Annotated in this window: 20 protein-coding genes and 1 pseudogene; 11 read left to right on the top strand and 10 right to left on the bottom strand. The window is 64.8% G+C overall.

Annotated elements, in window-relative coordinates; genetic code table 11:
* Positions 1-49: 49 nt before the first annotated feature.
* The 5 genes from J4E58_RS08680 to J4E58_RS08660 all read left to right on the top strand — a co-directional run bounded on the left by J4E58_RS08680 (position 50) and on the right by J4E58_RS08660 (position 6,541).
* Positions 50-1,054, top strand: a complete 1,005-nt coding sequence (locus tag J4E58_RS08680) for an asparaginase (RefSeq protein WP_007927556.1) — start codon at positions 50-52, stop codon at positions 1,052-1,054.
* 195 nt (positions 1,055-1,249) lie between these two features.
* Positions 1,250-2,242, top strand: coding sequence for an AraC family transcriptional regulator (locus tag J4E58_RS08675; protein ID WP_085532753.1), 993 nt, complete (start codon positions 1,250-1,252; stop codon positions 2,240-2,242).
* Positions 2,243-2,313: 71 nt separating this feature from the next.
* Complete coding sequence (locus J4E58_RS08670; RefSeq protein ID WP_087087468.1) at positions 2,314-4,233, top strand: ankyrin repeat domain-containing protein; 1,920 nt, start codon at positions 2,314-2,316, stop codon at positions 4,231-4,233.
* A 161-nt stretch (positions 4,234-4,394) separates the two neighbouring features.
* On the top strand, positions 4,395-5,426 hold the full coding sequence (locus J4E58_RS08665) for a histone deacetylase family protein (RefSeq protein WP_087087466.1): 1,032 nt from the start codon (positions 4,395-4,397) through the stop codon (positions 5,424-5,426).
* Between the two features lie 14 nt (positions 5,427-5,440).
* Positions 5,441-6,541 (top strand): polyamine ABC transporter substrate-binding protein, encoded by a 1,101-nt coding sequence (locus J4E58_RS08660; protein ID WP_087087464.1) that lies wholly within the window; start codon positions 5,441-5,443, stop codon positions 6,539-6,541.
* Positions 6,542-6,768: 227 nt separating this feature from the next.
* Here J4E58_RS08660 and J4E58_RS08655 read toward each other — a convergent pair whose 3' ends face one another.
* Positions 6,769-7,980, bottom strand: coding sequence for a YeeE/YedE family protein (locus tag J4E58_RS08655; protein WP_087087462.1), 1,212 nt, complete (start codon positions 7,978-7,980; stop codon positions 6,769-6,771).
* Between the two features lie 39 nt (positions 7,981-8,019).
* A complete protein-coding gene (locus J4E58_RS08650; RefSeq protein ID WP_087087460.1) occupies positions 8,020-9,582 on the bottom strand; it encodes a PLP-dependent aminotransferase family protein in 1,563 nt (520 codons plus the stop codon).
* Between the two features lie 120 nt (positions 9,583-9,702).
* On the opposite strand from J4E58_RS08650, the gene J4E58_RS08645 reads away from it, so the two are divergent.
* The 3 genes from J4E58_RS08645 to J4E58_RS08635 are packed head-to-tail and all read left to right on the top strand — an operon-like array spanning position 9,703 to position 11,471.
* Positions 9,703-10,338, top strand: coding sequence for an FMN-binding negative transcriptional regulator (locus tag J4E58_RS08645; RefSeq protein WP_087087458.1), 636 nt, complete (start codon positions 9,703-9,705; stop codon positions 10,336-10,338).
* Positions 10,335-10,781, top strand: coding sequence for a GNAT family N-acetyltransferase (locus tag J4E58_RS08640; RefSeq protein WP_087087456.1), 447 nt, complete (start codon positions 10,335-10,337; stop codon positions 10,779-10,781). Before J4E58_RS08645 ends, J4E58_RS08640 begins: the two co-directional genes overlap by 4 nt.
* An 18-nt stretch (positions 10,782-10,799) precedes the next feature.
* The gene (locus tag J4E58_RS08635; protein WP_085532737.1) at positions 10,800-11,471 is read left to right on the top strand and encodes a GNAT family N-acetyltransferase; all 672 of its coding nucleotides are present in this window, start codon (positions 10,800-10,802) and stop codon (positions 11,469-11,471) included.
* A 244-nt stretch (positions 11,472-11,715) separates the two neighbouring features.
* Here the strand turns inward: J4E58_RS08635 and J4E58_RS08630 are convergent, their stop codons facing one another.
* Complete coding sequence (locus J4E58_RS08630) at positions 11,716-12,615, bottom strand: homocysteine S-methyltransferase family protein (protein ID WP_087087454.1); 900 nt, start codon at positions 12,613-12,615, stop codon at positions 11,716-11,718.
* A gap of 111 nt (positions 12,616-12,726) precedes the next feature.
* Between J4E58_RS08630 and J4E58_RS08625 the strand changes: the two genes are divergently transcribed.
* The gene (locus J4E58_RS08625) at positions 12,727-13,548 is read left to right on the top strand and encodes an ABC transporter substrate-binding protein (RefSeq protein WP_087087452.1); all 822 of its coding nucleotides are present in this window, start codon (positions 12,727-12,729) and stop codon (positions 13,546-13,548) included.
* The gene (locus tag J4E58_RS08620) at positions 13,545-14,381 is read left to right on the top strand and encodes an amino acid ABC transporter permease (RefSeq protein ID WP_087087450.1); all 837 of its coding nucleotides are present in this window, start codon (positions 13,545-13,547) and stop codon (positions 14,379-14,381) included. The genes J4E58_RS08625 and J4E58_RS08620 overlap by 4 nt, the downstream gene beginning before the upstream one ends.
* A gap of 87 nt (positions 14,382-14,468) precedes the next feature.
* Here J4E58_RS08620 and J4E58_RS08615 read toward each other — a convergent pair.
* From J4E58_RS08615 to J4E58_RS08600, 4 genes and pseudogenes are all read right to left on the bottom strand, one after another.
* A pseudogene (locus tag J4E58_RS08615) lies at positions 14,469-14,735 on the bottom strand (helix-turn-helix domain-containing protein); the annotation flags it as partial.
* Complete coding sequence (locus tag J4E58_RS08610) at positions 14,732-16,006, bottom strand: type II toxin-antitoxin system HipA family toxin (protein ID WP_087087446.1); 1,275 nt, start codon at positions 16,004-16,006, stop codon at positions 14,732-14,734. The gene J4E58_RS08610 and the pseudogene J4E58_RS08615, both read right to left, overlap by 4 nt.
* A gap of 303 nt (positions 16,007-16,309) precedes the next feature.
* Complete coding sequence (gene oadA, locus J4E58_RS08605) at positions 16,310-18,118, bottom strand: sodium-extruding oxaloacetate decarboxylase subunit alpha (protein ID WP_087087444.1); 1,809 nt, start codon at positions 18,116-18,118, stop codon at positions 16,310-16,312.
* Positions 18,119-18,216: 98 nt separating this feature from the next.
* A complete protein-coding gene (locus tag J4E58_RS08600; protein ID WP_087087442.1) occupies positions 18,217-19,632 on the bottom strand; it encodes an acetyl-CoA carboxylase biotin carboxylase subunit in 1,416 nt (471 codons plus the stop codon).
* A gap of 367 nt (positions 19,633-19,999) precedes the next feature.
* Between J4E58_RS08600 and J4E58_RS08595 the strand changes: the two genes are divergently transcribed.
* Positions 20,000-20,962, top strand: a complete 963-nt coding sequence (locus J4E58_RS08595) for a LysR family transcriptional regulator (RefSeq protein ID WP_028683627.1) — start codon at positions 20,000-20,002, stop codon at positions 20,960-20,962.
* On the opposite strand, the gene J4E58_RS08590 is transcribed toward J4E58_RS08595, so the two are convergent.
* The 3 genes from J4E58_RS08590 to J4E58_RS08580 form a co-directional block, all read right to left on the bottom strand.
* Complete coding sequence (locus J4E58_RS08590; protein WP_081002350.1) at positions 20,904-21,116, bottom strand: PA3496 family putative envelope integrity protein; 213 nt, start codon at positions 21,114-21,116, stop codon at positions 20,904-20,906. The two genes, J4E58_RS08595 and J4E58_RS08590, sit on opposite strands and share 59 nt — an antisense overlap.
* Before the next feature lie 240 nt (positions 21,117-21,356).
* Positions 21,357-22,223 (bottom strand): transcriptional regulator HexR, encoded by an 867-nt coding sequence (gene hexR, locus J4E58_RS08585; RefSeq protein WP_007927594.1) that lies wholly within the window; start codon positions 22,221-22,223, stop codon positions 21,357-21,359.
* A 237-nt stretch (positions 22,224-22,460) separates the two neighbouring features.
* Positions 22,461-25,325: an EAL domain-containing protein gene (locus J4E58_RS08580; RefSeq protein ID WP_087087440.1), complete on the bottom strand. Its 2,865-nt coding sequence runs from the start codon at positions 25,323-25,325 to the stop codon at positions 22,461-22,463.
* Between the last annotated feature and the right edge of the window lie 206 nt (positions 25,326-25,531).

Below are 25,531 nucleotides of genomic sequence, written 5' to 3'. Positions count from 1 at the left end.
GTCAGCTTCATGCTCGACCGCACGCTGTCATCGTTCCGGAGACTCCCCAATGAATGCCAACACCTATCCTGCCGCGCAGAACGTCATGGTGCTCTACACCGGCGGCACCATCGGCATGCAGGCCAGCGCCCACGGCCTGGCCCCGGCCTCGGGTTTCGAGGCGCGGATGCGCGACTACCTGCACAGCCAGCCCGAGCTGGTGGTGCCCGACTGGCGCTTTCGCGAGATGGCGCCGCTGATCGACAGCGCCAACATGACCCCCGCCTACTGGCAGCGCCTGCGCGAAGCCGTGGTCGATGCGGTCGACGTGCAGGGCTGCGACAGCGTGCTGATCCTGCACGGCACCGACACCCTGGCCTACAGCGCCGCGGCCATGAGCTTCCAGCTGCTGGGCCTGCCCGCCCGCGTGGTGTTCACCGGCTCGATGCTGCCGGCCGGGGTGACCGACAGCGATGCCTGGGAAAACCTCGGCGGCGCCCTGGTCGCTCTCGGCCAGGGCCTGGCGCCGGGCGTGCACCTGTACTTCCACGGTGAACTGCTGGCGCCGACCCGCTGCGCGAAAATCCGCAGCTTCGGCCGTCATCCGTTCGCGGCGTTGCAGCGCCAGGGTGGCGCAGCCAAGGCGACCTCGATTCCAGCGCAGCTGGATTACCGCCAGGCCAAGCAACTGGCCAGGGTCGGCGTATTGCCGCTGGTGCCGGGGATCGCCGCCGAACAGCTCGACGCCCTGCTGGGCAGCGGCATCCAGGCGCTGGTGCTGGAGTGCTTCGGCAGTGGCACCGGGCCGAGCGATAACCCGCAGTTCCTGGCCAGCCTGCAACGCGCCCGGGAACAGGGCATCGTGGTCGTGGCTATCACCCAATGCCATGAAGGCGGCGTGGAGCTGGACATCTACGAGGCCGGCAGCCGTCTGCGCGGCGTCGGCGTGCTGTCCGGTGGCGGCATGACCCGCGAAGCGGCCTTCGGCAAGCTCAACGCCCTGCTGGGCGCCGGCCTGGACAGCGCCGAAGTGCGGCGCCTGGTGGAACTGGACCTGTGCGGCGAGCTGAGCTGACAGCACGTCATCGTTCACCTTCATCGCGAGCAAGCTCGCTCCTACAGAAGCTCCACAGTCCCTTGTAGGAGCGAGCTTGCTCGCGATAGCCGCAACGCGGCGATCCAGCCGCCGCCCCACGCCATCGTTGGAATTTGTCGCAGGCGCGGCATACAAATTGCTCCGTTTTCAGCATCCCCCGGGCTGGAAACGGACATGCTGCACTCCCACCTCACCACCCTCAACGCCGTCTCGCTGGTGCTCAACACCTTCAAGGACCAAGGGCTGCCCAGCGACGCGCTGCTGGCCGGCAGCGGCATCAACGCCGCCGACCTGAGCCGCGCCGACACCCGCATCACCACCAACCAGGAAATGCTGGTGTGCGCCAACGCCGTGGCCCTGCAACGGGATATCGGCCTGGAGCTGGGCCGGCGCATGCACGTCTCCAGCTACGGCATGCTCGGTTATGCCCTGCTCACCAGTGCCACCTTAGGTGACGCTTTGCGCCTGGCGCTGCGTTATCCGGCGCTGTTGGGAACACTTTTCGAGCTGAGCCTGGAAGCGGACGGCGAGCTGATCTGGCTGACCGCCGCGGATTACCGCGAGAACCCGGCGCTGGCGACCTTCAATATCGAGTTCTGCCTGGTGTCGTTGAAGGTCATCTGCGACGACCTGCTGGGCCATCCGCTGCCCTTGCGCGGCGCCCGCTTCGACTACCCCGCCCCCGATTACCAGCGCCGCTATGCCGAGCGCTTCGACTGCCCGCTGCAATTCGATGCAGCCTGCAATGCCTTCGCCTTCGACCGGCGCTGGCTCGAACAGCCGCTGCCCCTGGCGGACGCCATCACCCACCAGGCCATGGCCGAACGCTGCCGCAAGCAGAACACCGAATTCACCGGGCGCCAGGCCTGGCTCGGGCGCATCCGCCAGCTGCTGGCTGCGCAACTGGACGCCGCGCCGGGCCTGGAAGGCCTGGCCGAACAGATGAACTGCTCGGCCCGCACCCTGCGCCGGCACCTCAAGGACCTGGGGTGCAGCTATCAGGAACTGCTCGACGAGCTGCGCTTCGAGCGAGCCAAGCAGATGCTCTGCGAGGACGACCTGCCGATCTACCGCATCGCCGAAGCCCTGGGCTTCAGCGAAACCGCAAGCTTCCGCCATGCCTTCGTGCGCTGGAGCGGCGTCGCCCCGAGCCAGTTCCGGCCCTGACACAAACCCCGGCATAAAACCGCCGATTGCATTACATTGCCGGCCTTTCATATCGGCAAGGGACTGCAAACGTGAACTTCTTTACAGGCATCGTTGCCAGGCACATCCGCTTTTGCGCGAGCGGCCTGGCGCTGCTGATGCTCGCCATCGCGCCCGCCGTCCAGGCATTCGACCTGGACCTGGCCAAGATCAAATGGTGGCAAGTCTCCCGCGGTATCGTCCTGGACGAACCGGAAACCGCCACCCTGCAGATCAAGCCGTTCCCCCTGCCAGGCCTTGAGCAGCTTCCGGCGCGGATCGTGCTCAGCCAGTACCGCGGGCTGTTTTATCTCAACGCCTACCAGGACGCGCAGTACCAGCAGCGCATCTACAAGTCGCCACCCTTGCCGCTGTTCAGCCCCGAGGAACTGCGAGCCTGCGTCTCGCCGGACGACCCGATCCAGGTCTCGGACAACTGGCCGCCGAGCAATCAGCTCGAAGTCGGGCTGAGCCTGACGCCCTTGAGCTTCGACTGCATCAGCCCGGACTGGCAGCTCAGCCAGCGTTATCTGCTGATCGACCAGCGCTATCCGAAGCAGCCGATGCTGGCCGTCAGTCACCGCCGCGACCTGACCCAGATGGACTTCACCCCATTGCAACCGATCGGTAGCGAGATCGAGCAACAGTGGTTGTACGCCCTGCAGCGCTTTCCTGCGTGGTTCCGGCCCTTCAGCAGCGGCACGGGCCCGATCACCTTCAATGCCTATACGCCACCAGCCACGGCGGACGACGTCTGGACCCAGTTCCGCGAACTCCACGAGCAACTGCGCAAAGCCAAGGACAAGGGGCCGGGCATCCGCCAGGTGGAAGACTTCTTCGCCGCCCATGACTTTCGCACCATGGCCCAGGACCGCAGCGAATACCCGGGCCTGCTCAACGACATCGCCTACTGGACCAGCGAGGCCGGCCAGCTGAAAACCGCCCGCCCCTGGCTGTTGGAGGTGTTGCGCCGGGAACCCGGGCGCATGCCGACCTACCTCAACCTGGCCGACCTGGACTGGGCCCAGTTCGAACAACGGCCGCTGGACAACATCCACCAGGGCCGCGCCATCGAACGCTATCGGCTGTATTGCGGCCTGCGCCTGCAACGCCAGTTGAGCGTGCCGCCGCGGGTGCTGCAGCGCCTGGGCCTGAAGTCCGCCAACCCGCAGGCGTGCCAGGGCTTCTGGCCGCTGGTGGCCGCTGTGGATGCCGGCGACGCGGCCGAGGTCCGGCGCTTGCTGGCCGGTGGCGTCAGTGGCGAAGTCATGGCCGACGACGGGCGCAGTGCCCTGCTGCACGCCCTGGATGCCCCAAACCTGGAGATCGCCCGACTGCTGCTGGCCCACGGCGCCCATACCAGCGGCCAGTACAAATGGACCACCCTGGCCCTGCAGGCCATGGAGCGCGACCTCAAGGACAGCCCCGACCTGAACCAGGGCGGACGCCTCAAATTCCTCCTGGAAGCCGGGGTCGCCGTCGACGAGCAAAACAGCCGGGGCTACACCCCGCTGATGCAACTGGCCGAGCAGAAGCGCAACCTCGAAGGCTTCACCTGGCTGCTGCAACACCCGCAGAACCTCGAACTGCACACCGTGGATGACAACGAAACCGCACTGTACCGGGCGTTCTGGGGCAACAACTACACGGCCATGAGGCAACTGATCGAAGCCGGTGCCAATCTCAACCTGAACTACGGTCGTGGCACCTGCTCCAACCAGCAACCCGGCGGCCAGAGCCTGCTGACGTTCGTCGCCGACAAGACCTCCGCCGACGACAAGTCCCCCACTGTCAGCCAGCAGGAGACCCTGGACATGTTCACCCTGCTGCTGGAGAAAGGCGCCGATCCGAATGCCGGCCAGCGCTGCGAGAAAAACGGCCGCGCCCTGCTGCTGGGTATCCTCACCCGTAAAAAACGCGAGGACATGCTCCAGGTGCTGCAGCGCTTCGATCAAGCGCCGCCCGCAAGCTGACCCCGCTGGCGCCCCGCAATGGGGCGCCGTGTTGTTTCAAGGGGCGAATTGCGGACACAGGTTTTGGCCATATCGATCCCCTTTTGGCCGCTCCTGCCGTTCTCCAAAAGCCCCGGCGCCGCAAGACTGTGAGCACCGAACCAGCCTGCGGAGAACAAGAAATGCTGACGATCTACTCGGACGATCACCACCTGCACCACGGCCGCTGCGAACTGATCGACGGGCAACTGATGCCCTGCTTCGAAATGCCGTCGCGCGCCGACCACGTGCTGGACCGCGTGAAGTATCGCAACCTGGGCCCGGTCGAGGCGCCCAGGGACTTCGGCCTGGGGCCCATCGAACGCATCCACAGCCGCGCCTACCTGGACTTCTTCAAGGGCGCCTGGGACCGCTGGGCCGCCCAGGGCATCGACGGCGACCTGCTGCCCTACACCTGGCCGGCGCGCACCCTGCGCAGCGTGATCCCCACCAGCCTGCACGGCCAGCTCGGCTACTACAGCTTCGACGGCGGCGCGCCGATCACCGCCGGCACCTGGCAGGCGGCCTACAGCGCCGCGCAAGTCGCCCTGACCGCCCAGGCGGTGATCCAGCGCGGCGCGCGCAGTGCCTTCGCCCTGTGCCGGCCACCGGGACACCATGCCGCCGGCGACCTGATGGGCGGCTACTGCTACCTGAACAACGCGGCCATCGCCGCCCAGGCCTTCCTTGACCAGGGCCACAAGAAGGTCGCGATCCTCGACGTCGACTACCACCACGGCAACGGCACCCAGTCGATTTTCTACGAACGCAACGACGTGCTGTTCACCTCGATCCACGGCCACCCGGAAGCCGAATTCCCGTTCTTCCTGGGGTATGCGGACGAGCTGGGCGAAGGTGCCGGCGAGGGCTTCAACTTCAACTACCCGCTGCCCGCCGGCAGCGGCTGGGACAGCTGGAGCGCGGCGCTGGAACAGGCCTGCGAGGAAATCCGCGGTTATGGCGCCGACATAGTGGTCGTATCGCTGGGCGTGGACACCTTCAAGGACGACCCGATCTCGCAGTTCAAGCTCGACAGCCCGGACTACCTGGCCATGGGGCAACGCATTGCCGCCCTGGGCACGCCGACGCTGTTCGTCATGGAAGGCGGCTACGCGGTGGAAGAGATCGGCATCAATGCCGTCAACGTTCTCGAAGGCTTTCAAAACGCCCAGTGAAGGAAACCCGCCACATGAACAGGCTCAAAAGCTACCTCTTGCCCGCGCTCTGCGCGGCGCTGCTGGGCGGTGCCGCACAGGCTGAAGAACGCACCCTGCGCGTCTACAACTGGTTCGACTACATCACCCCCAAGGCCCTGGAAGACTTCAAGGCCGAGAACAGCCAGGTCAAGCTGGTCTACGACATCTTCGACACCAACGAGGCGCTGGAGGCCAAGCTGCTGACCGGCAACTCCGGCTACGACGTGGTAGTGCCGTCCAACGTGTTCCTCGCCAAGCAGATCGAGGCCGGGGTGTTCCAGCCGCTGGACCGCAGCAAGCTGCCGAACTGGAACCACCTCGATCCCAAGCTGATGCAGCTGATCGAGGCCAACGACCCGGGCAATAAGTTCGCCGTGCCCTACATGTACGGCACCATCCTGATCGGCTTCAACCCAGCCAAGGTCAAGACCGCCCTCGGCGAGAACGCGCCGGTGGACAGCTGGGACCTGATCTTCAAGGAAGAGAACATCAGCAAGCTCAAGCAGTGCGGCGTGGCCCTGCTCGACTCGCCGTCGGAGATCCTGCCGCTGGCCCTGCAGCACCTGGGCCTGGACCCCAACAGCAAGCAGCCGGCGGACTACGCCAAGGCCGAAGCACTGCTGCTGAAGATCCGCCCCTACGTCACCTACTTCCACTCGTCCAAGTACATGGCCGACATCGCCAATGGCGATATCTGCGTGGCGGTGGGGTATTCCGGCAGCTTCTCCCAGGCCGCCAACCGCGCCAAGGAAGCCAAGAACGGCGTGGTGGTGGACATGCGCCTGCCCAAGGAAGGGGCGCCGATCTGGTTCGACATGCTGGCGATCCCCAAAGGCGCGAAGAACCCGGACGATGCCTACCGCTTCATCAACTACCTGCTGCAACCCAAGGTGATCGCCCCGATCAGCGACTTCGTCGGCTACCCGAACCCGAACAAGGACGCCACCGAACTGGTCGATCCGTTGATCCGCAACAACCCCAACCTGTACCCGACCGACGCGGCAATGAGCACGCTGTACACCCTGCGGCCGCTACCTCGCGACGCGGAACGGGCACGGACCCGGGCCTGGACCAAGATCAAGGCCGGGACCTGATCGCCCGGCGTCCGTAGGAGCGGCCGCTCGAACGCTCGATTGCCCGTGGCTGGCAGAGCGCCGCTGCGCGGCTTTCGCGAGCAAGCTTCGCTCCTACGGAGGAATGCGTGCTTCTGTAGGAGCGAAGCTTGCTCGCGATGAACGATAACGCGGTGCAACCGATACACCGCGGCGTCCCTATCGCGGGCGAGTCGGATCGCCGCCCGCTCGCTCCTACAGAAGATGTTTCAGCACCCCGTCAGCCCTTGCGGCTGACGCTCCTCGGCAAAGAACCACGGCCGCAGGCGCACGCCCACGCCGTTGCCGATAAAGGCCGCCACCAGCCACAGCCAGCCGTGCAGGCTGCCGGAAGCGATGCCGCTGAAGTAGGCGCCGATGTTGCAGCCATAGGCCAGGCGCGCACCGTAACCCAGCAGCAAACCACCGATCACCGCCGCCACCAGCGAGCGCGCGGGAATCTTCAGGCTTGGCGCGAAACGCCCGGCCAGGCCCGCCGCCAGCAAGGCGCCGAAGACGATGCCGATATCCATCACGCTGGTGATGTCCTGCCACACCGGCGCGGCCAGGGCCTTGGCGTTCGCCGCGCCTTGCCAGAACACCCAACTGCCGACATCCACCCCCAGCCCGCTGGCGACCTTGGCGCCCCACAGGGCAAACGCCGAGGTGATGCCCCAGGGCCGTCCGGCCAACGCCAGGGTGGCGAAGTTCAACAGGGCCAGGGCGACCGCGCCCCACACCAATGGCCAGGGCCCGCGCAGCAGGCGGCGCCAGCCCTGGTGCGCGCTGTCGACCGGCGCTTCCAGCGTGCCGTGGCGGCTCTTCTCCAGGCGTACCGTAACCAGGGCGATCAGGGCGAACAGACCGAGGCTGAGCCCCAATGCCGGCGCCACGCCGAAGCGCTGCACGATGGACACCGGCGGCAGCGACGGCAAGGCGAACCACCAGTCCACATGGTGGGTGGCGATCAGCGAACCGCAGATGAAAAACAGCAGGGTCACCAGCATCCGCGCGTTACCGCCGCCCACGGTGAACAGCGTGCCGGACGCGCAACCACCGCCCAGCTGCATGCCGATGCCAAAGATGAACGCACCGACAATCACCGAGACCCCGGCCGGCGCCACCAGCCCCGTGACCGGCGAACCGAACAGGCTGCCCGCGCCCAGGGCCGGAAAGAACAGCAGCACCGCCAGCGCCAGCATGACCATCTGCGCCCGCAGGCCGGCGCCGCGACGATCGCGGATAAACACCCGCCAGGCCGAAGTGAAACCAAAGGCGGCGTGATACAGGGTCAGGCCCAGGGCCGCGCCCAGCAGCAACAGCCACACCTGGCGCGAGCCGACCTGGGCCTGCAGGAATACAGCGCCAGCCAGCAGCACGATCAAAGCGAACAAGGGCGCGCCGAACTTGCGTTCGGGCGCCGCGGAAAGAGTCAGGCTCATAAGGGTTCTCGGCAAAGACAATGGCCGCGAGTATAGCCGTCACACGCCCCAGGCCCGGCGCAGACGCTCCAGGGCACAGGCGATGGCGGCCTCGGGCACTGCGGCAAAGCCCAGTACCAGCCCGGCACGCCGGTCCTGCGGCAGCGGCGAATCCGGCAGCCAGTAGTGGCTCAGGCCGTTGATCTCCACATCCACGGCGGCGGCCTTTTCCACCAGTTCGCGCTCCCGGGCCAGGCTCTGCACCGGGATCGTCAGGTGCAGGCCCGCCGCCACATTCGGTAACTTACCCACCCCGGGGATATCCACAGGCCAGCCGGCCAGCAAGGCGTTGCGCCGACTCAGGGCGGCGCGGCGCATGCGCCGGATATGCCGCTGGAAATGCCCGGCGGCCATGAACTCGGCCATCACCGCCTGGGTGCTGACCTCGGAATGGCGCACATCCACCGCCCGGCGCTGGGCGAAGGGTTGCACCAGCGCCGGCGGCAGCACCAGGTAACCCAGGCGCAAGGCCGGGAACGCGACCTTGCCGAAAGTGCCGACGTACAGCACCCGGCCCTGCCGGTCGAGCGCCGCCAGGGGGGCCAGCGGCGCGCCGCTGTAGCGGTACTCGCCATCATAGTCGTCCTCGACTATCCAGCCGTTGGTGCGCTCGGCCCAGGCCAGCAGTTCCAGGCGCCGGGCCAGGCTCAGGGTGACCCCGGTGGGGTACTGATGGGACGGCGTAACGTAGGCCAGTCGGCAATCGCTCAGGGCTGCCAGCGCCCCGCAGTCGAAGCCCTCGTTATCCACCGCCACCCCGTGCAGGCGCGCGCCGGCAATCGCGAAGGCATGCCCCGCCGCCCGATAGCCGGGGTTTTCCACCGCCACCCCGTCGCCGGGGTTCACCAGCAACTGTGCACAAAGGCTTATGCCCTGTTGTGCACCACTGGTGATCACAATTTGTTCAGCGCTGCATTGCATGCCGCGCGAACTGCGCAAGTAGGCGGCGATCAATCCACGCAGACGCTCCTCGCCGGCCGAATCGCCATAACACAGCTGGCCCAGATCCGGTTTGCGCCAGAAAGCCGCATTCAGCTTGGCCCAGACCTCGAACGGAAACAGATCGAAGGCCGGAATCCCCACCCGAAAAGCCCGTGGCGGGCCGCTTTGCGGAGTCGCCAAATGGTGCTGTTCGACCCGTTCCAACGCCTCGCTGTGGATAACTTTACTGGATGTAATCCCAGGTAAATCCGGGCATTTTGTGGATAACCCTGTGGGTAAGCCTGGTGATAACCCTGTGGATAGTTTTGTGGATAAATTTTTCGCCGACTTTTTGATCGGCAGCCGGCTCTCGGGCAATTGCGCCACATAGGTGCCATCGCCCACCCGGCCTTCGATAAAACCTTCGGCGTACAGCTGATCGTAGGCGCGCACCACGCTGTTGCGGGAAATCTCCAGGGCCGCCGCCAGGTCGCGGCTGGCCGGCAGGCGCGTGCCGCTGGCCAGCCGGCCGTCCAGCACCCGCTGGCGCAAGGCCTGGTACAGCTGGCGGCTGAGTCCCTGGCCGCGGTCCAGCTCGATACCGGCGGGGTTGAAGGAAAGCGGCAATGTCGGGCTGTTCATGGACTCCCCCCGGCCGGCTGAATGGACCCGCCAATGGACCTATGAAAATGACTGAAGATGGCTCTTACAACAGACCAATAGCCTGCCTAGGATGCAGCCATTCGCCAAGGATATTTTTCCATGTACCTACCCCGCGCTTTCGCCGAAGAAGACCTGCCTACCCTGCACCAGCTGATCGGGGAAACCCGCCTTGCCACCCTGGTGACCTACGGGGAGCGCGGCCTGCAGGCCAATCACCTGCCGCTGTCGTTCGCCCCGGACCAGGGCCCGTACGGCACCCTCTACGGCCACCTGGCCAGGGCCAACCCGCAATGGCAGGAACTGGCCAGCGGCGCCGAGGCGCTGCTGATCTTCCAGGGCGCCGAAGCCTACGTCAGCCCGTCGCTGTACCCGAGCAAGGCCGAGCACGGCAAAGTGGTGCCGACCTGGAACTACGTGAGCGTGCATGCCTACGGCGTGGCCGAGGTGTTCCACGATCCGCAGCGCATCCGCGAAGTGGTCAGCGCCCTGACCGACCAGCATGAAACCGGCCGCGCCAGCCCCTGGAAATTCGAGGACGCCCCCGCCGAGTTCATGGACAGCATGCTGCGCGCCATCGTCGGCTTCGCCCTGCCGATCCAGCGCCTGGAGGGCAAGCGCAAACTCAGCCAGAACCGCACCGCCGCCGACATCGCCGGCGTGCGCGAAGGGTTGGCCGCCAGCGCCGATCCCCATGACCAGAGCATTTCCCAACTGATGCGCCAGGAGCAGCCATGAGCCAGATCCAGATTCGTCCCGTCACCCCCGCTGACCACGCAGCCTGGCTGCCGCTGTGGCAGGCCTACCTGCGTTTCTACAACACCGAGCTGGCCGACGCGGTCACCCGCAGCACCTGGCAGCGCTTCCTCGATCCCGCCGAGCCGACCCACGCCGCCCTGGCCTGGGACGGCGAACAGGCGGTGGGCATGGTGCATTTCATCTACCATCGCTCCAACTGGAGCATCGAGAACTCCTGCTACCTGCAGGACTTGCTGGTGGTCCCGGAGCAACGCGGCACCGGCGTCGGTCGCCAACTGATCGAATTCGTCTACGCCACCGCCAAGGCCGACGGCTGCTGCAAGGTCCACTGGCTGACCCACGAAACCAACGCCACCGCCATCCAGCTCTACGAGCGGATCGCCGAACGCCCGGGTTTCATTCAATTTCGCAAAGCCCTTTAAGCGTTCAAGGAGAACCTCATGCCGACCTCACTCGCCGACTGGAAAGGCGTGCCGCCGCCGTCCACCACCCTGCTCGAAGGGCGCTTTATCCGCCTGGAAAAACTCGACCCGGCGCGCCACGCCGACGACCTGTGGCACGCCTTCCAGGGCCCGGGTGCCGACCCCAAGCTGTGGGACTACCTACCCTACGGGCCCTTTACCGAACGCAGCGCCTTCAATGACTGGCTGAACAACCACGCGGCCAACAGCGACCCGTATTTCTTCAGCGTGGTCGACCGGGCCAGCGGCCAGGTGCAGGGCCTGCTCAGCCTGATGTCGATCGTCCCGGCCCAGGGCCGCATCGAGATCGGCCACGTCACCTTCGGCGCCCCCATGCAACGCTCGCCCAAGAGCACCGAAGCGGTGTACCTGCTGGCCAAGGAAGCCTTCGCCCTGGGCTATCGCCGCCTGGAGTGGAAGTGCAACAACGCCAACGCCCGCTCGCGTTATGCGGCCGAGCGCCTGGGTTTCAGTTTCGAAGGGGTGTTCCGCCAGCACATGGTGGTCAAGGGCCAGAACCGCGATACCGCCTGGTATTCGATCCTCGATTCCGAATGGCCGAAGGTCGGCGCCGGGTTCGAGCGCTGGTTGAGCGAGGACAACCAGAGCGGCTCGGGGCAGTTGAAGGGGTTGGCGGAGTGCCGGGGGTAAGCCGCGGTAGCCGCTGGCGCAGCCTGCGATAAACCCGCAGGGTCTTTGGCGGTCGCAAGATCCCCGCGAGCGTGCCGCTCGATCGCAGCCTTCGGCAGCGGCTACACAAAGCCTGGAACACGGCTGCATTATCGTGCCCGGCACTGCCCTGTAGCCGCTGGCGCAGCCTGCGATAGACCCGCAGGGTCTCCGGCGCCAGCAAGAACGCTGCGAGCGTGGCCGGGATATCAAGGAGTCGCACGGTTTAGGCCAGCTGCTGCGCCAGCACCGCAATGTGCTCCGGCCCGATACCGCAGCAACCGCCCAGGTGGCTGGCGCCGCGTTGCCGCCAGTCGGCCGCCCATTGCAGGTAACCCGGCGGATCGAGGTCGTCGCGCAGCGGGTCGAGGCCATCGTTGGCCGTGGCTTCTTTCGGTTGCGGCGGGAAGGCGTTGGCGTAGGCGCCAATATGGATCTTCACCCCCAGCCGCTCGAAGGTTGCCCGCGCCGCGTCGATCGCCGCGCCTATCACTTCCGGCTGGCTGCAATTGAACAATAGGGTTTCCACCCCCAGCTCCGTGGCCACCGCCGCCGCGTCCGCCACCGGCTCGCCGGAGCGCAGGCGTGGCACCTGGTCTGGGTTCTCATCGTGCAAGGTGAACGATAGCCAGAAGGGTTTGCCGTCCTTGGGCAGGCCGGCGTGGATCGCCCGCGCCTCGACCGTGGAGCTCTGGGTTTCCGCCAGCCACAGGTCGACATGCGGGGCCAGGCCGTTGACCAGCGGTGCCAGCAACTCGGCGGCACGACCGGCCTCGAACAGGTCCGGGCGATAGGAGCCGAACAGCGGCGGCAGCGAACCGGCTACCCGCACCGGTTTGCCGGAAGCCTGTACCGCGCGCCGCGCCAGTTCGCCGGCCAACGCCGCCAGCGCCTGGCCTTCGGCGGCAAAACGCGCTTCGCCGATGTGGAACGGCACCACCGCGTAGCTGTTGCTGGTGATGACGTTGGCACCGCTTTCGATATAAGCCGCATGCACCGCTTCCACTGCCTGCGGTGCTTCGCTCAGGGCCAGCGCCGACCACTCGGGCTGCCTGAACGGCGCCCCACGGCGTTGCAGTTCACGACCCATGCCGCCATCCAGAATTACCCTGCTGCCTGCGCCCATATGCTCTTTACTCATATGCTTATGAAAATAACTCACTATCTGAGTCGTTCTTATAACTATTTAATACGCACCGTTCAGTTAATAACAACCTTTTTTCTGCCCGGGATTCCAATGAAATTCAAACCGCTGCTGGCCCTGGGCCTGACGATTCTCGCTGCCTCCAGCCAGGCTTTTGCCGGTGCCACCCTGGACCGTATCGAACAGAAAAAAGAGTTGGTCGGCGTGCTGATGGAAAGCTACCCGCCCTTCTCCTTCCTCAACGATCAGAACCAGCTCGATGGCTTCGACGTCGACGTAGCCAAGGCCGTGGCCGACAAACTGGGGGTGAAGCTGCGCCTGGAAACGCCGTCCTGGGACGTGATCGCCGCCGGCCGCTGGAGCGGCCGCTACGACATCTGCATCTGCTCCATGACCCCGAGCAAGGCCCGCGCCGAAGTCTTCGACTTTCCGGTGCAGTACTACGCCTCGCCAGCGGTGATCGTAGTCAACGCCAAGGACGATCGTATCCACGGCGCCAAGGACCTGAGCGACAAGAAGGTCGGCCTGACCAGCGCGTCCAGCTACGAGAGCTACCTGAACAAGAACCTGGTGATCGAGGGTGCCGAGGACACCCGGTTGCAGTACCCGTTCGACAACGTGCAGATCGCCCCGTACGACACCGACAACGTGGCCTTCCAGGACCTCGGCCTGGGCGTTGGCGTGCGCCTGGACGCGATCCTCACCAACCTGGTAACGGCCCAGCCGCGCCTCGCCCAGGACCCGCGCTTCAAGCTCGCCGGCGAGCCGCTGTACGCCGAACCCAACTCGGTGGCCATCGAGAAAGGCGACGCCCAGTGGCATGCCAAGGTCCGTGAAGTGTTCGCCCAGCTGAAACAGGACGGCACCCTGAGCAAGCTCTCGCAGAAATGGATCGGCGCCGACATCAGCCAATGACTTCTCTTTCGCAACCGCCCCGGCCACCGCAAACGCTGGCCGAGCCGCTGGTCAAACGCCTCTTCGGTTTCCGCGCCCGCCTGTACCTGACCTGGGCGGTACTGTTCGGCCTGTTCGCCAGTTTCTTCCTGAGCTTCGACCTGAAGTTCTCGATCATCCTCGACAAGCTGCCCAACCTGCTCGGCATCACCCTGGCCCCCAACGGTTTTCTGCAAGGCGCGGCGCTGACCCTGTTCCTCTGCCTCTGCTCGATCGTGCTGTCGTCGCTGCTGGGCTTCGTCACCGCGCTGGCCCGGTTGTCGAAAAGCGCCGTGGCCTTTGGCATCGCCAGTTTCTACGCCTCGTTCTTTCGCGGCACGCCGCTGCTGATCCAGATCCTGCTGATCTACCTCGGCCTGCCGCAACTGGGCGTGGTGCCGGGCGCCATCGCCGCGGGGATCATCGCCCTGTCGCTGAACTACGGCGCCTACCTCAGCGAGATCTTCCGCGCCGGCATCCTCGGCGTGCCCCACGGCCAACGCCAGGCGGCCCTGGCCCTGGGCATGAGTGACAGCGTGATCTTCTGGCAGGTGACCCTGCCCCAGGCCATGCGCACCATCATCCCGCCGGCCACCAACCAGTTCATCTCGATGCTCAAGGATTCGTCTCTGATCTCGGTGATGGGTGTCTGGGAAGTGATGTTCCTGGCCCAGTCCTACGGCCGCTCCAGCTACCGCTACATCGAAATGCTCAGCACCGCAGCGATCATCTACTGGCTGCTGTCGATCGGCCTGGAACTGATCCAGGCGCGGATGGAGCGGCATTACGGCAAGGCTTACGCCGAGCGCGACTGAGGCTCAGTGGGGTGCCGAGGGCCCGGGCGTACCCGGGCCCTTTTCCAGGCGCTCGAGATCACTGAGCAGCGAGCGGGCGCGACTGGTTTTCTGCACGGCCAGCACCCCCATCTGCAAACCGAAGGGCTTGAACACCGCGTTCAACGACTTGAGGGTCGGGTTGCCGTCACCGTGTTCGATGTGGATCAGGGTGCGCAGGGAAATCCGGCACATCCTGGCGAACTGGCTCTGGTGCAGCCCCGTGACTTCGCTGCGCAGGCGCCTGACCGCATCGCCAAGCGGCAAGCGGCCGGCCGCCAGCTCCTGCTGGATGTTGTCGATCAGCGCGCCGCGTTCTTCCAGGGTTGTACTCATCGCAGTCCCCACTCCTGCAGGCGTCGGTCCAAGTGGCGCAAGTGAATGCGCGGGTGATTCAGGGTGGCGTCGGGCAAGCCGCTGGCGTGCAACAGGTCCGGCAAGGCCCGCAGCCGTTCGGCATCCTCCCGCAGGCGCGTCAGGGCGGCTTCGGGGTCGAGCAGCGGCTTCAGGCTCGCGCATACCAGGCGCCAGTCCACATCACCCGCCACTTCCATGCGCCCGGGCCACTTGATGGTCCGGGTAATGCCCTCATCGTCCATGACCGTGGGCGCCAGATCGTAGATCGGCGCCAGCTGCACCCGACTGTCGGTGCGGATGATCGAGAGGTTGCGTCCATGGTTGTCCGAGTTGCCGAGGATCTTGTTGAGCAGGTCCCGGCGCAGGTAATCCGCCACCAGTTCGGGGATCGCCGATTCCTGGCCCGTGGCTCGCCACAGTTCGGCGAGGATCCCCAGCACCTCGGTGTGCCGCATGCCCTGGCCATGGCCCACCAGCCCCGCCAGGGAATAGATCGACTCCACCGCCAGGCGCTCCACCCCCGCCGGCGTTACCCGACGGTCGAAGCGCTGCATCCACAGGCTGGGCCTGGGGCCTTCTTCCAGGGCCAGGCCCTCGGCCGACAGCGTATCGATGCCCAACTGTTGCAGCGCCCGGTAATAGTGGAATTCGCTCCTGAGGATGTCGCCGTCATTCTGCGTGGCCGGGTTACGGGGAAACTTCACCCACCAGTGGCGCGCCGCCGAGGCGTCGTCGAGCAGCGCATCGGGGTACAGCAGGCCCTCGCGGTTTTGAGTCAGCAGCAGCTTGGGCGCCTCACCGCCGATGCTCGCAGTACCGCCGAACGCCGCGCCCTGCTCGTGGGCGTACTCGAGAAAGCGATTATCGAGGGCGATCACCTGGTCCCGGGAAAACCCCAGCGCCGGACGCCTGCGCAAGCCCGCCAGCGACTCCTTGATCCGCAGGTTGCCGATGGGCGCCGCGGTGGACCGACTCAAGAGGAACAATTCGACGCCCATGCCGTCCGGCCGCTCGTGACCAATCTGGCGCAGCAGGAAGCGCCCGGTCGCTGCCGCCGGGGCAAGGTCATAGAGAAAGGCCGGGGCCCGTTCTTCCCACCACGACTCCCAGCCCAATGGGATCTGCGCACTGACCGACCTGGCCAGCGGGCTGGCGACAGCCTCCAGGTTATCCACCAGGTACTGCTGGACATAACCAAAACGGCAGGGGCTGGCGAAGCCCTCTTCGGGCCTGTCGAAGGTCAGGGTCATGGCGTCGTTCCATGCCCCTGCGCAGTAGAGCTGCAAAGTCAGCCGAAGCACTTTGTCACCTGCATTTTAGTGCACTTTTAATGAGCCATAAGGCCTTCACACGTATTGTAATGCAGATAGATAAAATTCATAACGTAATAAGTGCATTAAAATACATTCACATGATGCTCGTTCCAGCCTGGAAATATCCCTCAAGCCGCCTGTAGCGGCCGCGCATTGCCCCCCGCCGCCCCGGGCAACAGGCAAAAAAAAGGGAGGCCGTAGCCCCCCCGAGGTAAAACGTTACCGATGAAGGATTGAAATTCAGCCTTCGATCTCGATCAGGATTTCGCCCGGGTTGACCCGGTCGCCCTTGGCCACATGGATGGCGGTGACCTTGCCGGCGATGGCCGCCTGGACTTCGGTTTCCATCTTCATGGCTTCGGTGATCAGCACCGCCTGGCCGGCCTTGACGGTGTCGCCTTCCTTGACCAGCACGTCGACGATGTTGCCCGGCATGGTGGTGCTGACATGGCCCGGCGCGCTGGCCTGCTTGCGCTTGCTGCTGCCGCTGCCGACGAACTCGTTGAGCGGCTCGAACACCACTTCTTCCGGCATGCCGTCGATGGACAAGTAGAAGTGGCGCTTGCCTTCGGCCTTCACGCCGACACCGGTGATGTCGACGCGGTAGGTCTCGCCGTGCACGTCGATGACGAACTCGGTCGGTACGCCTTCGCCGCCGGCCGAGCTCACGCCGCCCGCTTCCGGAATCGGCAGCAGCACTTCCGGCGTCAGGGTGCCGGCTTCGCGTTCTTCGAGGAACTTGCGCCCGATGTCCGGGAACATGGCGTAGGTCAGCACGTCTTCTTCGGATTTGGCCAAGGCGCCGATGTCATTGCGCAGCTTGGTCATTTCCGGCTTCAGCAGGTCGGCCGGGCGCACGTCGATCACGTCTTCGCTGCCGATGGCCTGGCGCCGCAGCTTCTCGTCCACCTCGCCCGGTGCCTTGCCGTAGCCGCCTTGCAGGTACAGCTTCACCTCGTTAGTGATGGTCTTGTAGCGCTCGCCGGCCAGCACGTTGAAGAACGCCTGGGTGCCGACGATCTGCGAAGTCGGGGTTACCAGCGGCGGGTAGCCGAGGTCGTGACGCACCCGCGGGATCTCCGCCAGCACTTCATTCATGCGGTTCAGGGCGCCCTGCTCCTTGAGCTGGTTGGCCAGGTTGGAAATCATCCCGCCCGGCACCTGGTTGACCTGCACCCGGGTGTCGACCGCGGTGAATTCGCTTTCGAACTGGTGGTACTTCTTGCGCACGGCATAGAAGTACAGGCCGATCTCCTGCAGCAGTTCCAGGTCCAGGCCGGTGTCGAATTCGCTGCCTTTAAGGGCGGCGACCATCGACTCGGTGCCCGGGTGGCTGGTGCCCCAGGCGAAGCTGGAGATCGCGGTGTCGATGTGGTCGGCGCCGTTCTCGATAGCCTTGAGCTGGCACATCGCGGCCAGGCCGGCGGTGTCATGGGAGTGGACGAACACCGGCAGCGATTGCTCGGCCTTCAGTGCCTTGACCAGCTCGCCGGTGGCGTAAGGGGTCAGCAGGCCGGCCATGTCCTTGATCGCCACCGAGTCGCAACCCATGGATTCCATCTGCTTGGCCTGGGCCACGAACGCCTCGATGGTGTGCACCGGGCTGGTGGTGTAGGCAATGGTGCCCTGGGCGTGCTTGCCGGCGGCTTTCACCGCTTCGATGGCCACCCGCAGGTTACGCACGTCGTTCATGGCGTCGAAGATGCGGAACACGTCGATGCCGTTGACCGCCGCCTTCGCGACGAAGGCCTTGACCACGTCGTCGCTGTAATGGCGGTAGCCCAGCAGGTTCTGCCCGCGCAGGAGCATTTGCAGGCGGGTGTTGGGCAGCGCGGCGCGCAGTTTGCGCAGGCGCTCCCACGGGTCTTCCTTGAGGAAGCGCACGCAGGCGTCGAAGGTCGCGCCGCCCCAGACTTCCAGCGACCAGTAGCCGACTTTGTCGAGCTTGTCGCAGATCGGCAGCATGTCTTCGGTGCGCATGCGGGTCGCCAGCAGCGATTGGTGGGCGTCGCGCAGGATGGTGTCAGTAACAAAGATCTTCTTGGACATTCTTATCTCCTCATAGCGACAAGCTTCAAGCTACAAGCCGCAAGAAAAAGCCGATCTGCTTCTACTTGCAGCTTGCCGCTCACAGCTTGCCGCTGCATTCAAAGGCCTGCGTGGGCGGCGATGGCGGCGGCGATGGCCAGGGCCAGCTCTTCGGGTTTGCGCTTGATCGAGTAGTTGGTCAGCTCAGGGTGGCTTTCCACAAAACTGGTGTTGAACTGGCCGCTACGGAATTCCGGGTTACGCAGGATTTCCTGGTAATAGGCGGCGGTGGTCTTGACCCCTTGCAGACGCATGTCGTCCAGGGCGCGCAAGCCACGGTCCATCGCCTCTTCCCAGGTCAGGGCCCAGACCACCAGCTTCAGGCACATGGAGTCGTAGAACGGCGGAATGGTGTAGCCGGTGTAGATCGCCGTGTCGGTCCGCACGCCGGGGCCGCCGGGCGCGTAGTAACGGGTGATCTTGCCGAAGCTCGGCAGGAAGTTGTTCTTCGGGTCTTCGGCGTTGATCCGGAACTGCAGGGCGAAACCGCGGTGGTGGATGTCTTCCTGCTTCACCGACAGCGGCAGGCCGGAAGCGATGCGGATCTGCTCGCGAACGATGTCGATGCCGGTGATTTCTTCGGTGATGGTGTGTTCCACCTGCACCCGGGTGTTCATCTCCATGAAGTACACCTCGCCGTCGGCGAGCAGGAACTCCACGGTACCGGCGTTCTCGTAGCCCACGGCCTTGGCCGCGCGCACCGACAGGTCGCCGATGTAGGCGCGCTGTTCCGGGGTCAGTTGCGGGCTGGGGGCGATCTCGATCAGCTTCTGGTTGCGGCGCTGGATCGAGCAGTCGCGCTCGAACAGGTGCACCACGTTGCCAAAGCTGTCGCCGAGGATCTGCGCCTCGATGTGCTTGGGATTGACGATGCACTTTTCCAGGAACACTTCGGCGGAACCGAACGCCTTGGTCGCCTCGGAAATCACCCGTGGGAACGCCTGCTCCAGTTCTTCCCGGCTGTTGCAGCGGCGAATGCCGCGGCCGCCACCGCCGGAAGTGGCCTTGAGCATCACCGGGTAACCGATGCGGTCGCCTTCGCTCAGGGCTTCATGGATATCGGCGACGTTGCCTTCGGTGCCCGGGGTGACCGGCACGCCTGCCTTGATCATGCTGCGGCGGGCTTCGGTCTTGTCGCCCATGCGGCGAATCACTTCAGCCGATGGGCCGATGAATTTGATCCCACGTTCGGCGCAGATGTCCGCCAGCTCGGCGTTTTCCGAAAGGAAGCCGTAGCCGGGGTGCAGCGCGTCGCAGCCGGTTTCCACGGCCAGGTTCACCAGCTTGCGCGGGTTCAGGTAGCCGGCCAGGGGTTCGGCGCCGATGCTGTGGGCTTCATCCGCGCGCTTCACATGCAGGGCATGGCGATCGGCGTCGGAGAAGATCGCGACCGAGCGAATGCCCATCTCGGCGCAGGCACGCACGATTCGTACGGCAATCTCACCACGGTTGGCGATCAGGATCTTTTTTATCACTTGGAGGTACCCTTGAGCCGTTGGAACAAACAACCCGCTGGGTCTGTACGAAAAGTGGCTGCGCGCTGGGCGCCTTCGGCGCTACGCAGGCCATGCTGCGTTAAAAACAGGCTCGGAATGCTCATTTAGGCCCCTAAAGTCGAATGCGACCCCAGCCGTTCCTCGCCTGTTTTTGCCTTGCCTGACCTTCGCTCGCCTACTTTTCGTACAGACCCTCGACCGGGTCGGCGCGTGACCAAATGTTTCAAGCCAGTCGCAGGCCCACACTATTCCTGTCGATGAATTAACAAAAATCAATAATTATTGGGTCGCTCATAAGCAAAGACTTATAGTTGACCCGACAGCCCTCGGCGCGAGACCTTAGATAATGCGTAAGTCCTTGATGCGTATGACATTACGCCAGTTGCAGATTTTCAATGAGGTCTGCGATCTGCGCTCCTACAGCCGGGCGGCCGACGAAATGTCCCTGACCCAGCCCGCCGTCAGCCTGCAGATTCGCCAGCTGGAGGAGCTGATCGGCCAGCCCCTGTTCGATTACGTGGGCAAGAAGCTCTATATGACCGAGGCCGCCGAGGCGCTGCAACGGGCCAGCCGCGACATCTTCGGGCGCCTGGAAAACCTCGACATGCAACTGTCGGACATGCAGGGTTCCTTGCAGGGCCAGCTGAAACTGGCGGTGGAATCCAGCGCCAAGTACTTCGTGCCGCACCTGTTCGCCGCCTTCAAGCGCCAGCACCCGGAGGTCAACCTGCAACTGACGGTGGTCAATCGGGGCCAGGTGATCCGCCGCCTCTCGGACAACCGCGACGACCTGGTGATCATGTCCATGGTCCCGCAGGACATGGGCCTGGAATTCCTGCCGTTTCTCAATAACCCGATCGTCGCCGTGGCGCCGCCCGACCATCCGCTGTGCCACCTCGGGCCGCTGCGCCTGCAGGACCTGGAACCCTACAACCTGCTGGTGCGCGAACAGGGTTCGGGCACGCGCCTGGCCTGCGAGGAATATTTCAAGGAAAAGCGCGTGCACTTCACCCAGACCCTGGAAGTGTCGTCGGCCGAGGCTCAGCGCGAGTGTGTGCTGGCGGGTCTGGGCGTGGCGCTGTTGACGCGCCACGCCCTGAACCTTGAGTTGGCGACCGGGGGACTCGTCGAGTTGCCGGTCGAAGAGCTGCCGTTGTATCGCAGCTGGTGCCTGGTGCAGGCCAAGGCAAAACGCCTGTCACCGGTAGCGCATGCGTTCCTGGGGTTTATCCGCAGCGAACGGGTGCAGATCAGCGGGCTTGTTGAGCGTTTTGACGGGAAGCTGCCGAGGCTGCCTGCCAGTAATTGACGGCGTCCAGCTCGGGGTAGTCGTTGATTTCCTGCTGCAGACGGCGCAGCTCACAGCGATGTTCGATCGCGCGGCGAAATTCCATGCGGCGCTGGTCTTCCTGTTGACGACGGGTCTTGACTGCGCTGTTGCTCTCTTCGTAAGGCCGGGCCATTTCGAGTCTCCCAATGCGAGTACGGGAGCTTCAAGATGGACGTCGGGCGTTACGGTTTGGCGGCGGGTCCATGACAGGACGATGAAAGCTGCCGTATGGCGCCCGCCTCCCTTGTAGGAGCGAGCTTGCTCGCGATAGCCGCGAAGCGGCGGTTCATTCCGCTACACCGCATCATCATTGACGATTGTTCGCGAGCAAGCTCGCTCCTACAGGGGGACGCTCGGCGATGAGGCGCAGCGTTCAATCGTCCAGGGCTTTTACCGACTTGGGCGACAGGCGCAGGCTGCGAAGGCTGCGCTTGACGCTCTTGAGGTGGTTGACCAGGCTCGGGCCGCGGGCCATGGCCACGCCCATCGCCAGGACGTCGATCACCACCAGGTGGGCGATGCGCGAGGTCAGCGGGGTGTAGATTTCGGTGTCTTCGTGCACGTCGATCGCCAGGTTGACGGTCGACAGCTCGGCCAGCGGCGTCTGGCTCGGGCACAGGGTGATCAGCGAGGCGCCGCTTTCACGCACCAGGTTGGCGGTGATCAGCAGATCCTTGGAACGCCCGGACTGGGAAATGCAGATCGCCACGTCGGTGGGCTTGAGGGTCACCGCCGACATCGCCTGCATATGCGGGTCGGAATAGGCCGCCGCGGTCAGCAGTAGGCGGAAGAATTTGTGCTGGGCGTCCGCCGCCACCGCGCCCGAGGCGCCGAAGCCGTAGAACTCCACGCGCTGGGCCTGGGACATGAGGGTCACAGCCCGTTGCAACTCCACCGGATCGAGCTTCTCGCGAACCTCCATCAGGGTGTGCAGGGTGGTGTCGAAGATTTTCAGGCTGTAGTCGGCGACCGAGTCGTCTTCATGAATCGCGAACTGGCCGAAGCTCGCCCCGGCGGCCAGGCTCTGGGCCAGCTTGAGCTTCAGGTCCTGGAACCCCGAGCAACCGATGGCGCGGCAGAAGCGCACGATGGTCGGCTCGCTGATACCCACGCTGTGGGCCAGGTCGGCCATGGAACTGTGCATCACAGCCGCAGGGTCGAGCAGCACATGATCGGCGACCTTGAGCTCCGACTTGCGCAAGAGATGGCGTGATTGGGCAATGTGCTGCAACAGATTCAAAGGGCTGGACTCATTGTTATGGGGCAGACGCCCAAGGATGTAGCAATTTTGTAGTTATACTACATGAATTCGCTTTTTGCCTGCTCAATGCGTAACTGAATCACCTTTGCGCCCCACTGTTTTAGCCTCGCCTGCTCTTTGTAGCTGCTGGAGCCGGGCAGCCGGTATTCGTAAAAACTTCAGATATTCCTGGCCTTTTGCGGCCGCTGCGCAGCCGATCGCAGCCTGCGGCAGCGGCTACAGGGTCTCGGCCCGCAACAGCGCCGCAAGCCCCTCGGCTTCCACCGGCCGACTGATCAGGTAGCCCTGCACCTCATCGCATTTCTGCTCCTTGAGAAATGCCAGCTGCTCCGGATGCTCCACCCCTTCGGCCACCACCTTCAGCGACAGCCCATGGGCCATGGCGATGATCGCCCGGGTGATCGCCGCGTCGGCGCCGCCTTCGCTCAGGCCGCGGATGAATGCCTGGTCGATCTTCACGTAGTCCACCGGAATCCGCTTGAGGTAGCTCAGCGAGGAATAACCGGTGCCGAAGTCGTCGATGGCCAGCTTCACCCCCAGGTCACGCAGCTGCTGGAAGGTGGAAACGATGTGTTCGACGCTGTCGAGCAGATGGCTTTCGGTCAGCTCCAGCTCGAGGAAATGCGGCGCCAGCCCGGTCTCTTCCAGCACGCTGCGCACCTGGCTGACCAGCTTGCCCTGGCGCAGTTGATGCACCGACAGGTTCACCGAAACCCGAATCGCCGGCAGCCCCTGGCGCTGCCACTCGCAGGCTTGCCAGCAGGCCTGGCGCAAGACGAATTCGCCGATCGGGCCAATCAGACCGATCTCTTCCGCCAGGCCGATAAAGTCCCCCGGCGGCACCCGCCCCAGGTCGGGATGGTCCCAGCGCACCAGGGCTTCGGCGGCGTTCATGCGGCCGTTGGCGAGGCACAGTTTCGGCTGGTAGAACACCTTCAGTTGGCGTTCCTCGACCGCCTTGCGCAGCTGGTTCTCCAGTTGCAGGCGCTCCAGGGTGCTGGCTTGCAGGCTGGCGGTGTAGAACTGGAAGTTGTTGCCGCCCAGGTGCTTGGCGTGTTGCATGGCGATGTTCGACTGGCTGATCAGCGCCGGAATTTCCCGCGCGCTGTCGGGCAACATGCTGATGCCCATGGAAGCGCTGACCACCAGCTCATGGCCTTCCACGGTGATCGGCAAACGCAGCTTCGCCGACAAGCGGGTGGCCACCCGGGTCAGGCTCGACAGGCTGCCATAGGCATCGAACAGCACCGCGAACTCATCGCCGGACAAGCGGGCAATGGTGTCGGCTTCCGGCAGCGCGTTGACCAGCCGCCGCGCCATTTTCTGCAACAGCTGGTCGGCAATGTCGTGGCCCAGGCTGTCGTTGAGCAGCTTGAAACGGTCCAGGTTGATATGCACCAGGGCCAGGCTGCGGCCGCCCTGGCGCATCCGTTGATGGGCTTCGCGCAAGCGTTCGCGAAACAGCGAACGGTTGGCCAGGCCGGTGAGTTCGTCGTAATGGGTCAGGTAGCGCATGCGCTCCTCGGATTCGCGCCGCGCCGACAGATCGGCGAAGAAGCCCACAATATGACTGACCTTTCCCCGGGTATCGCGCACCACGTTCAATTGCAGCCACTGCGGATACAGCTCGCCGTTCTTGCGTGCCTCCACCAGTTCGCCCTGCCAGCTGCCGTGCTGTTCGAGAGCTTGATGAATCACCGGAAAGTGCCGCCGTGCGTCGCGACTGCACGGCAGGTCGACCACATTGCGCCCGAGCATGTCCTCGATCTGGTAACCGGTAACCCGGCTGAACGCCTGATTGACCGCCAGCAGCACGTAATCGGGGTCGAGGATCACGATGCCCTCGCTGGCCGCCTCGAACACCATCGCCGCCAGGCGGCGCTGCTCTTCCTGTTGCTTGCTGGCGCTGATATCGCGCCGGGTGCCGACCATGCGCAGCACCCGCCCGCCTGGGCCGCGCTCCACGGCGCGGCCACAGTCCTCGATCCAGACCCAGCGGCCATCGGCATGCCGCACGCGATATTCCACCAGGTAATCCTCGGTACGCCCCTTCAGGTGCTCCACCAGCGCGCGCTTGAGCAGCGGCAGGTCTTCGGGATGCAGCAGCGGCTTGAGGTGGCTGAGCATCGCCCGCACGAACTCCGGCTCCAGGCCGAACAGTTCCTTGATATGGCTGTGATGGACCTCGTCGGTCTGCAGGTTCCAGTCCCACAGCCCCAGCTGGCTGGCCTTCAAGGCCAGGGCCAGGCGCGCTTCGCTCTTGCTCAGGGCCTGGTTGGCCGCGTCCAGCTCGAGGCTGCGCTGGGCCACCCGGCTTTCCAGGCCGACCTGGGCCTCGCGCAATTGCTCTTCGGCGCGGCGACGCTGCTCGACCTCCCGCAGCAGCTCGCTGTTGAGCTGTTCGCTGCGGCTCTGCGCCTGTTGCAGATGTTCGATCAGGGCCTGGTTCTGGAAACGCCGCAGCAAGCCCATCTGGATCAGGCGGTTGACCTGCCAGGCCACCACGCTCAGCGACACCAGCAGGATCAACCCCAGCCAGCCCCAGCCGCGCTGCTGCTCGTCGCCGCCCCAGAACAGGTAGCCGATCGCCGGTAGCAAACAGGGCAAGGTAAAGGACAGGAAGGCCGGCAGGCTGACCGCGTAGGCCACGCTGGCCGAGAGGATCGCCGCGCCGATCAGGCCGAAGACCCAGGCCTGCTGCAGGAAATTGTCGGTGGGCATCAGGGCGATGCCGGCGCAGGCCAGGGTCAGGCCGCTGACGGCGGAGCCGAGCAGGAACATGCGGCGCCAGATCGGTTGCGCCTGGCGGCTGGGAATCGCCGAGTCGAACGCCGCCACCTGGATCACCCGCAGGGCGACCAGGGCCAGCAACCAGACCATCCACACGCTGACCAGCCAATAACGCTCGGGGCTCCACAGCAGCCAGGCGCAGACCAGGCCGTTGAGCAGCATGAACAGGGTGGGCAACAGGGAGCCCTGATAAAGCAGGCGCGTGCGCTCTACCGCCATCTCCATGGCGTATTGCTTGCGAACAACCCGAGGCTCCACGGAGGGTCCGGACGGGCCAGTGCTGAGTGTCATAGGCAGTGTTCTTATAATGATTGAGCCCGAAACGTCGCCGGAGCATACACAAGCAACCGCCCGGACCAAACTGCCTGGAATCATAAAATCGGCAAATCCGCGCGAGCGCCGATCCCTGCGAAATTCCTCCAGCCAAGCCCGGCCAACGGCTGCAGCCCGTGACCGACCGGTCGTCCCCGGCGTTCTTTTATCGGCTAAACCAAAGC

The sequence above is a fragment of the Pseudomonas sp. FW305-25 genome (assembly GCF_017351415.1).
Lineage (GTDB): Bacteria > Pseudomonadota > Gammaproteobacteria > Pseudomonadales > Pseudomonadaceae > Aquipseudomonas > Aquipseudomonas chlororaphis.
This window is presented reverse-complemented; position numbering and strand designations above follow the sequence as displayed.

What these genes read in the sequence shown, in the direction of transcription:
- J4E58_RS08640 (WP_087087456.1), top strand. Translation starts at nt 10,335, where the DNA reads ATGAGCCAGATCCAGATTCGTCCCGTCACCCCCGCTGACCACGCAGCC.
- J4E58_RS08630 (WP_087087454.1), bottom strand. Translation starts at nt 12,615, where the DNA reads ATGGGCGCAGGCAGCAGGGTAATTCTGGATGGCGGCATGGGTCGTGAA.
- J4E58_RS08650 (WP_087087460.1), bottom strand. Translation starts at nt 9,582, where the DNA reads ATGAACAGCCCGACATTGCCGCTTTCCTTCAACCCCGCCGGTATCGAG.
- J4E58_RS08660 (WP_087087464.1), top strand. Translation starts at nt 5,441, where the DNA reads ATGAACAGGCTCAAAAGCTACCTCTTGCCCGCGCTCTGCGCGGCGCTG.
- J4E58_RS08625 (WP_087087452.1), top strand. Translation starts at nt 12,727, where the DNA reads ATGAAATTCAAACCGCTGCTGGCCCTGGGCCTGACGATTCTCGCTGCC.
- J4E58_RS08635 (WP_085532737.1), top strand. Translation starts at nt 10,800, where the DNA reads ATGCCGACCTCACTCGCCGACTGGAAAGGCGTGCCGCCGCCGTCCACC.
- J4E58_RS08595 (WP_028683627.1), top strand. Translation starts at nt 20,000, where the DNA reads ATGCGTAAGTCCTTGATGCGTATGACATTACGCCAGTTGCAGATTTTC.
- J4E58_RS08665 (WP_087087466.1), top strand. Translation starts at nt 4,395, where the DNA reads ATGCTGACGATCTACTCGGACGATCACCACCTGCACCACGGCCGCTGC.
- J4E58_RS08580 (WP_087087440.1), bottom strand. Translation starts at nt 25,325, where the DNA reads ATGACACTCAGCACTGGCCCGTCCGGACCCTCCGTGGAGCCTCGGGTT.
- J4E58_RS08620 (WP_087087450.1), top strand. Translation starts at nt 13,545, where the DNA reads ATGACTTCTCTTTCGCAACCGCCCCGGCCACCGCAAACGCTGGCCGAG.
- oadA (WP_087087444.1), bottom strand. Translation starts at nt 18,118, where the DNA reads ATGTCCAAGAAGATCTTTGTTACTGACACCATCCTGCGCGACGCCCAC.
- J4E58_RS08675 (WP_085532753.1), top strand. Translation starts at nt 1,250, where the DNA reads ATGCTGCACTCCCACCTCACCACCCTCAACGCCGTCTCGCTGGTGCTC.
- J4E58_RS08655 (WP_087087462.1), bottom strand. Translation starts at nt 7,980, where the DNA reads ATGAGCCTGACTCTTTCCGCGGCGCCCGAACGCAAGTTCGGCGCGCCC.
- J4E58_RS08590 (WP_081002350.1), bottom strand. Translation starts at nt 21,116, where the DNA reads ATGGCCCGGCCTTACGAAGAGAGCAACAGCGCAGTCAAGACCCGTCGT.
- J4E58_RS08610 (WP_087087446.1), bottom strand. Translation starts at nt 16,006, where the DNA reads ATGACCCTGACCTTCGACAGGCCCGAAGAGGGCTTCGCCAGCCCCTGC.
- J4E58_RS08645 (WP_087087458.1), top strand. Translation starts at nt 9,703, where the DNA reads ATGTACCTACCCCGCGCTTTCGCCGAAGAAGACCTGCCTACCCTGCAC.
- J4E58_RS08680 (WP_007927556.1), top strand. Translation starts at nt 50, where the DNA reads ATGAATGCCAACACCTATCCTGCCGCGCAGAACGTCATGGTGCTCTAC.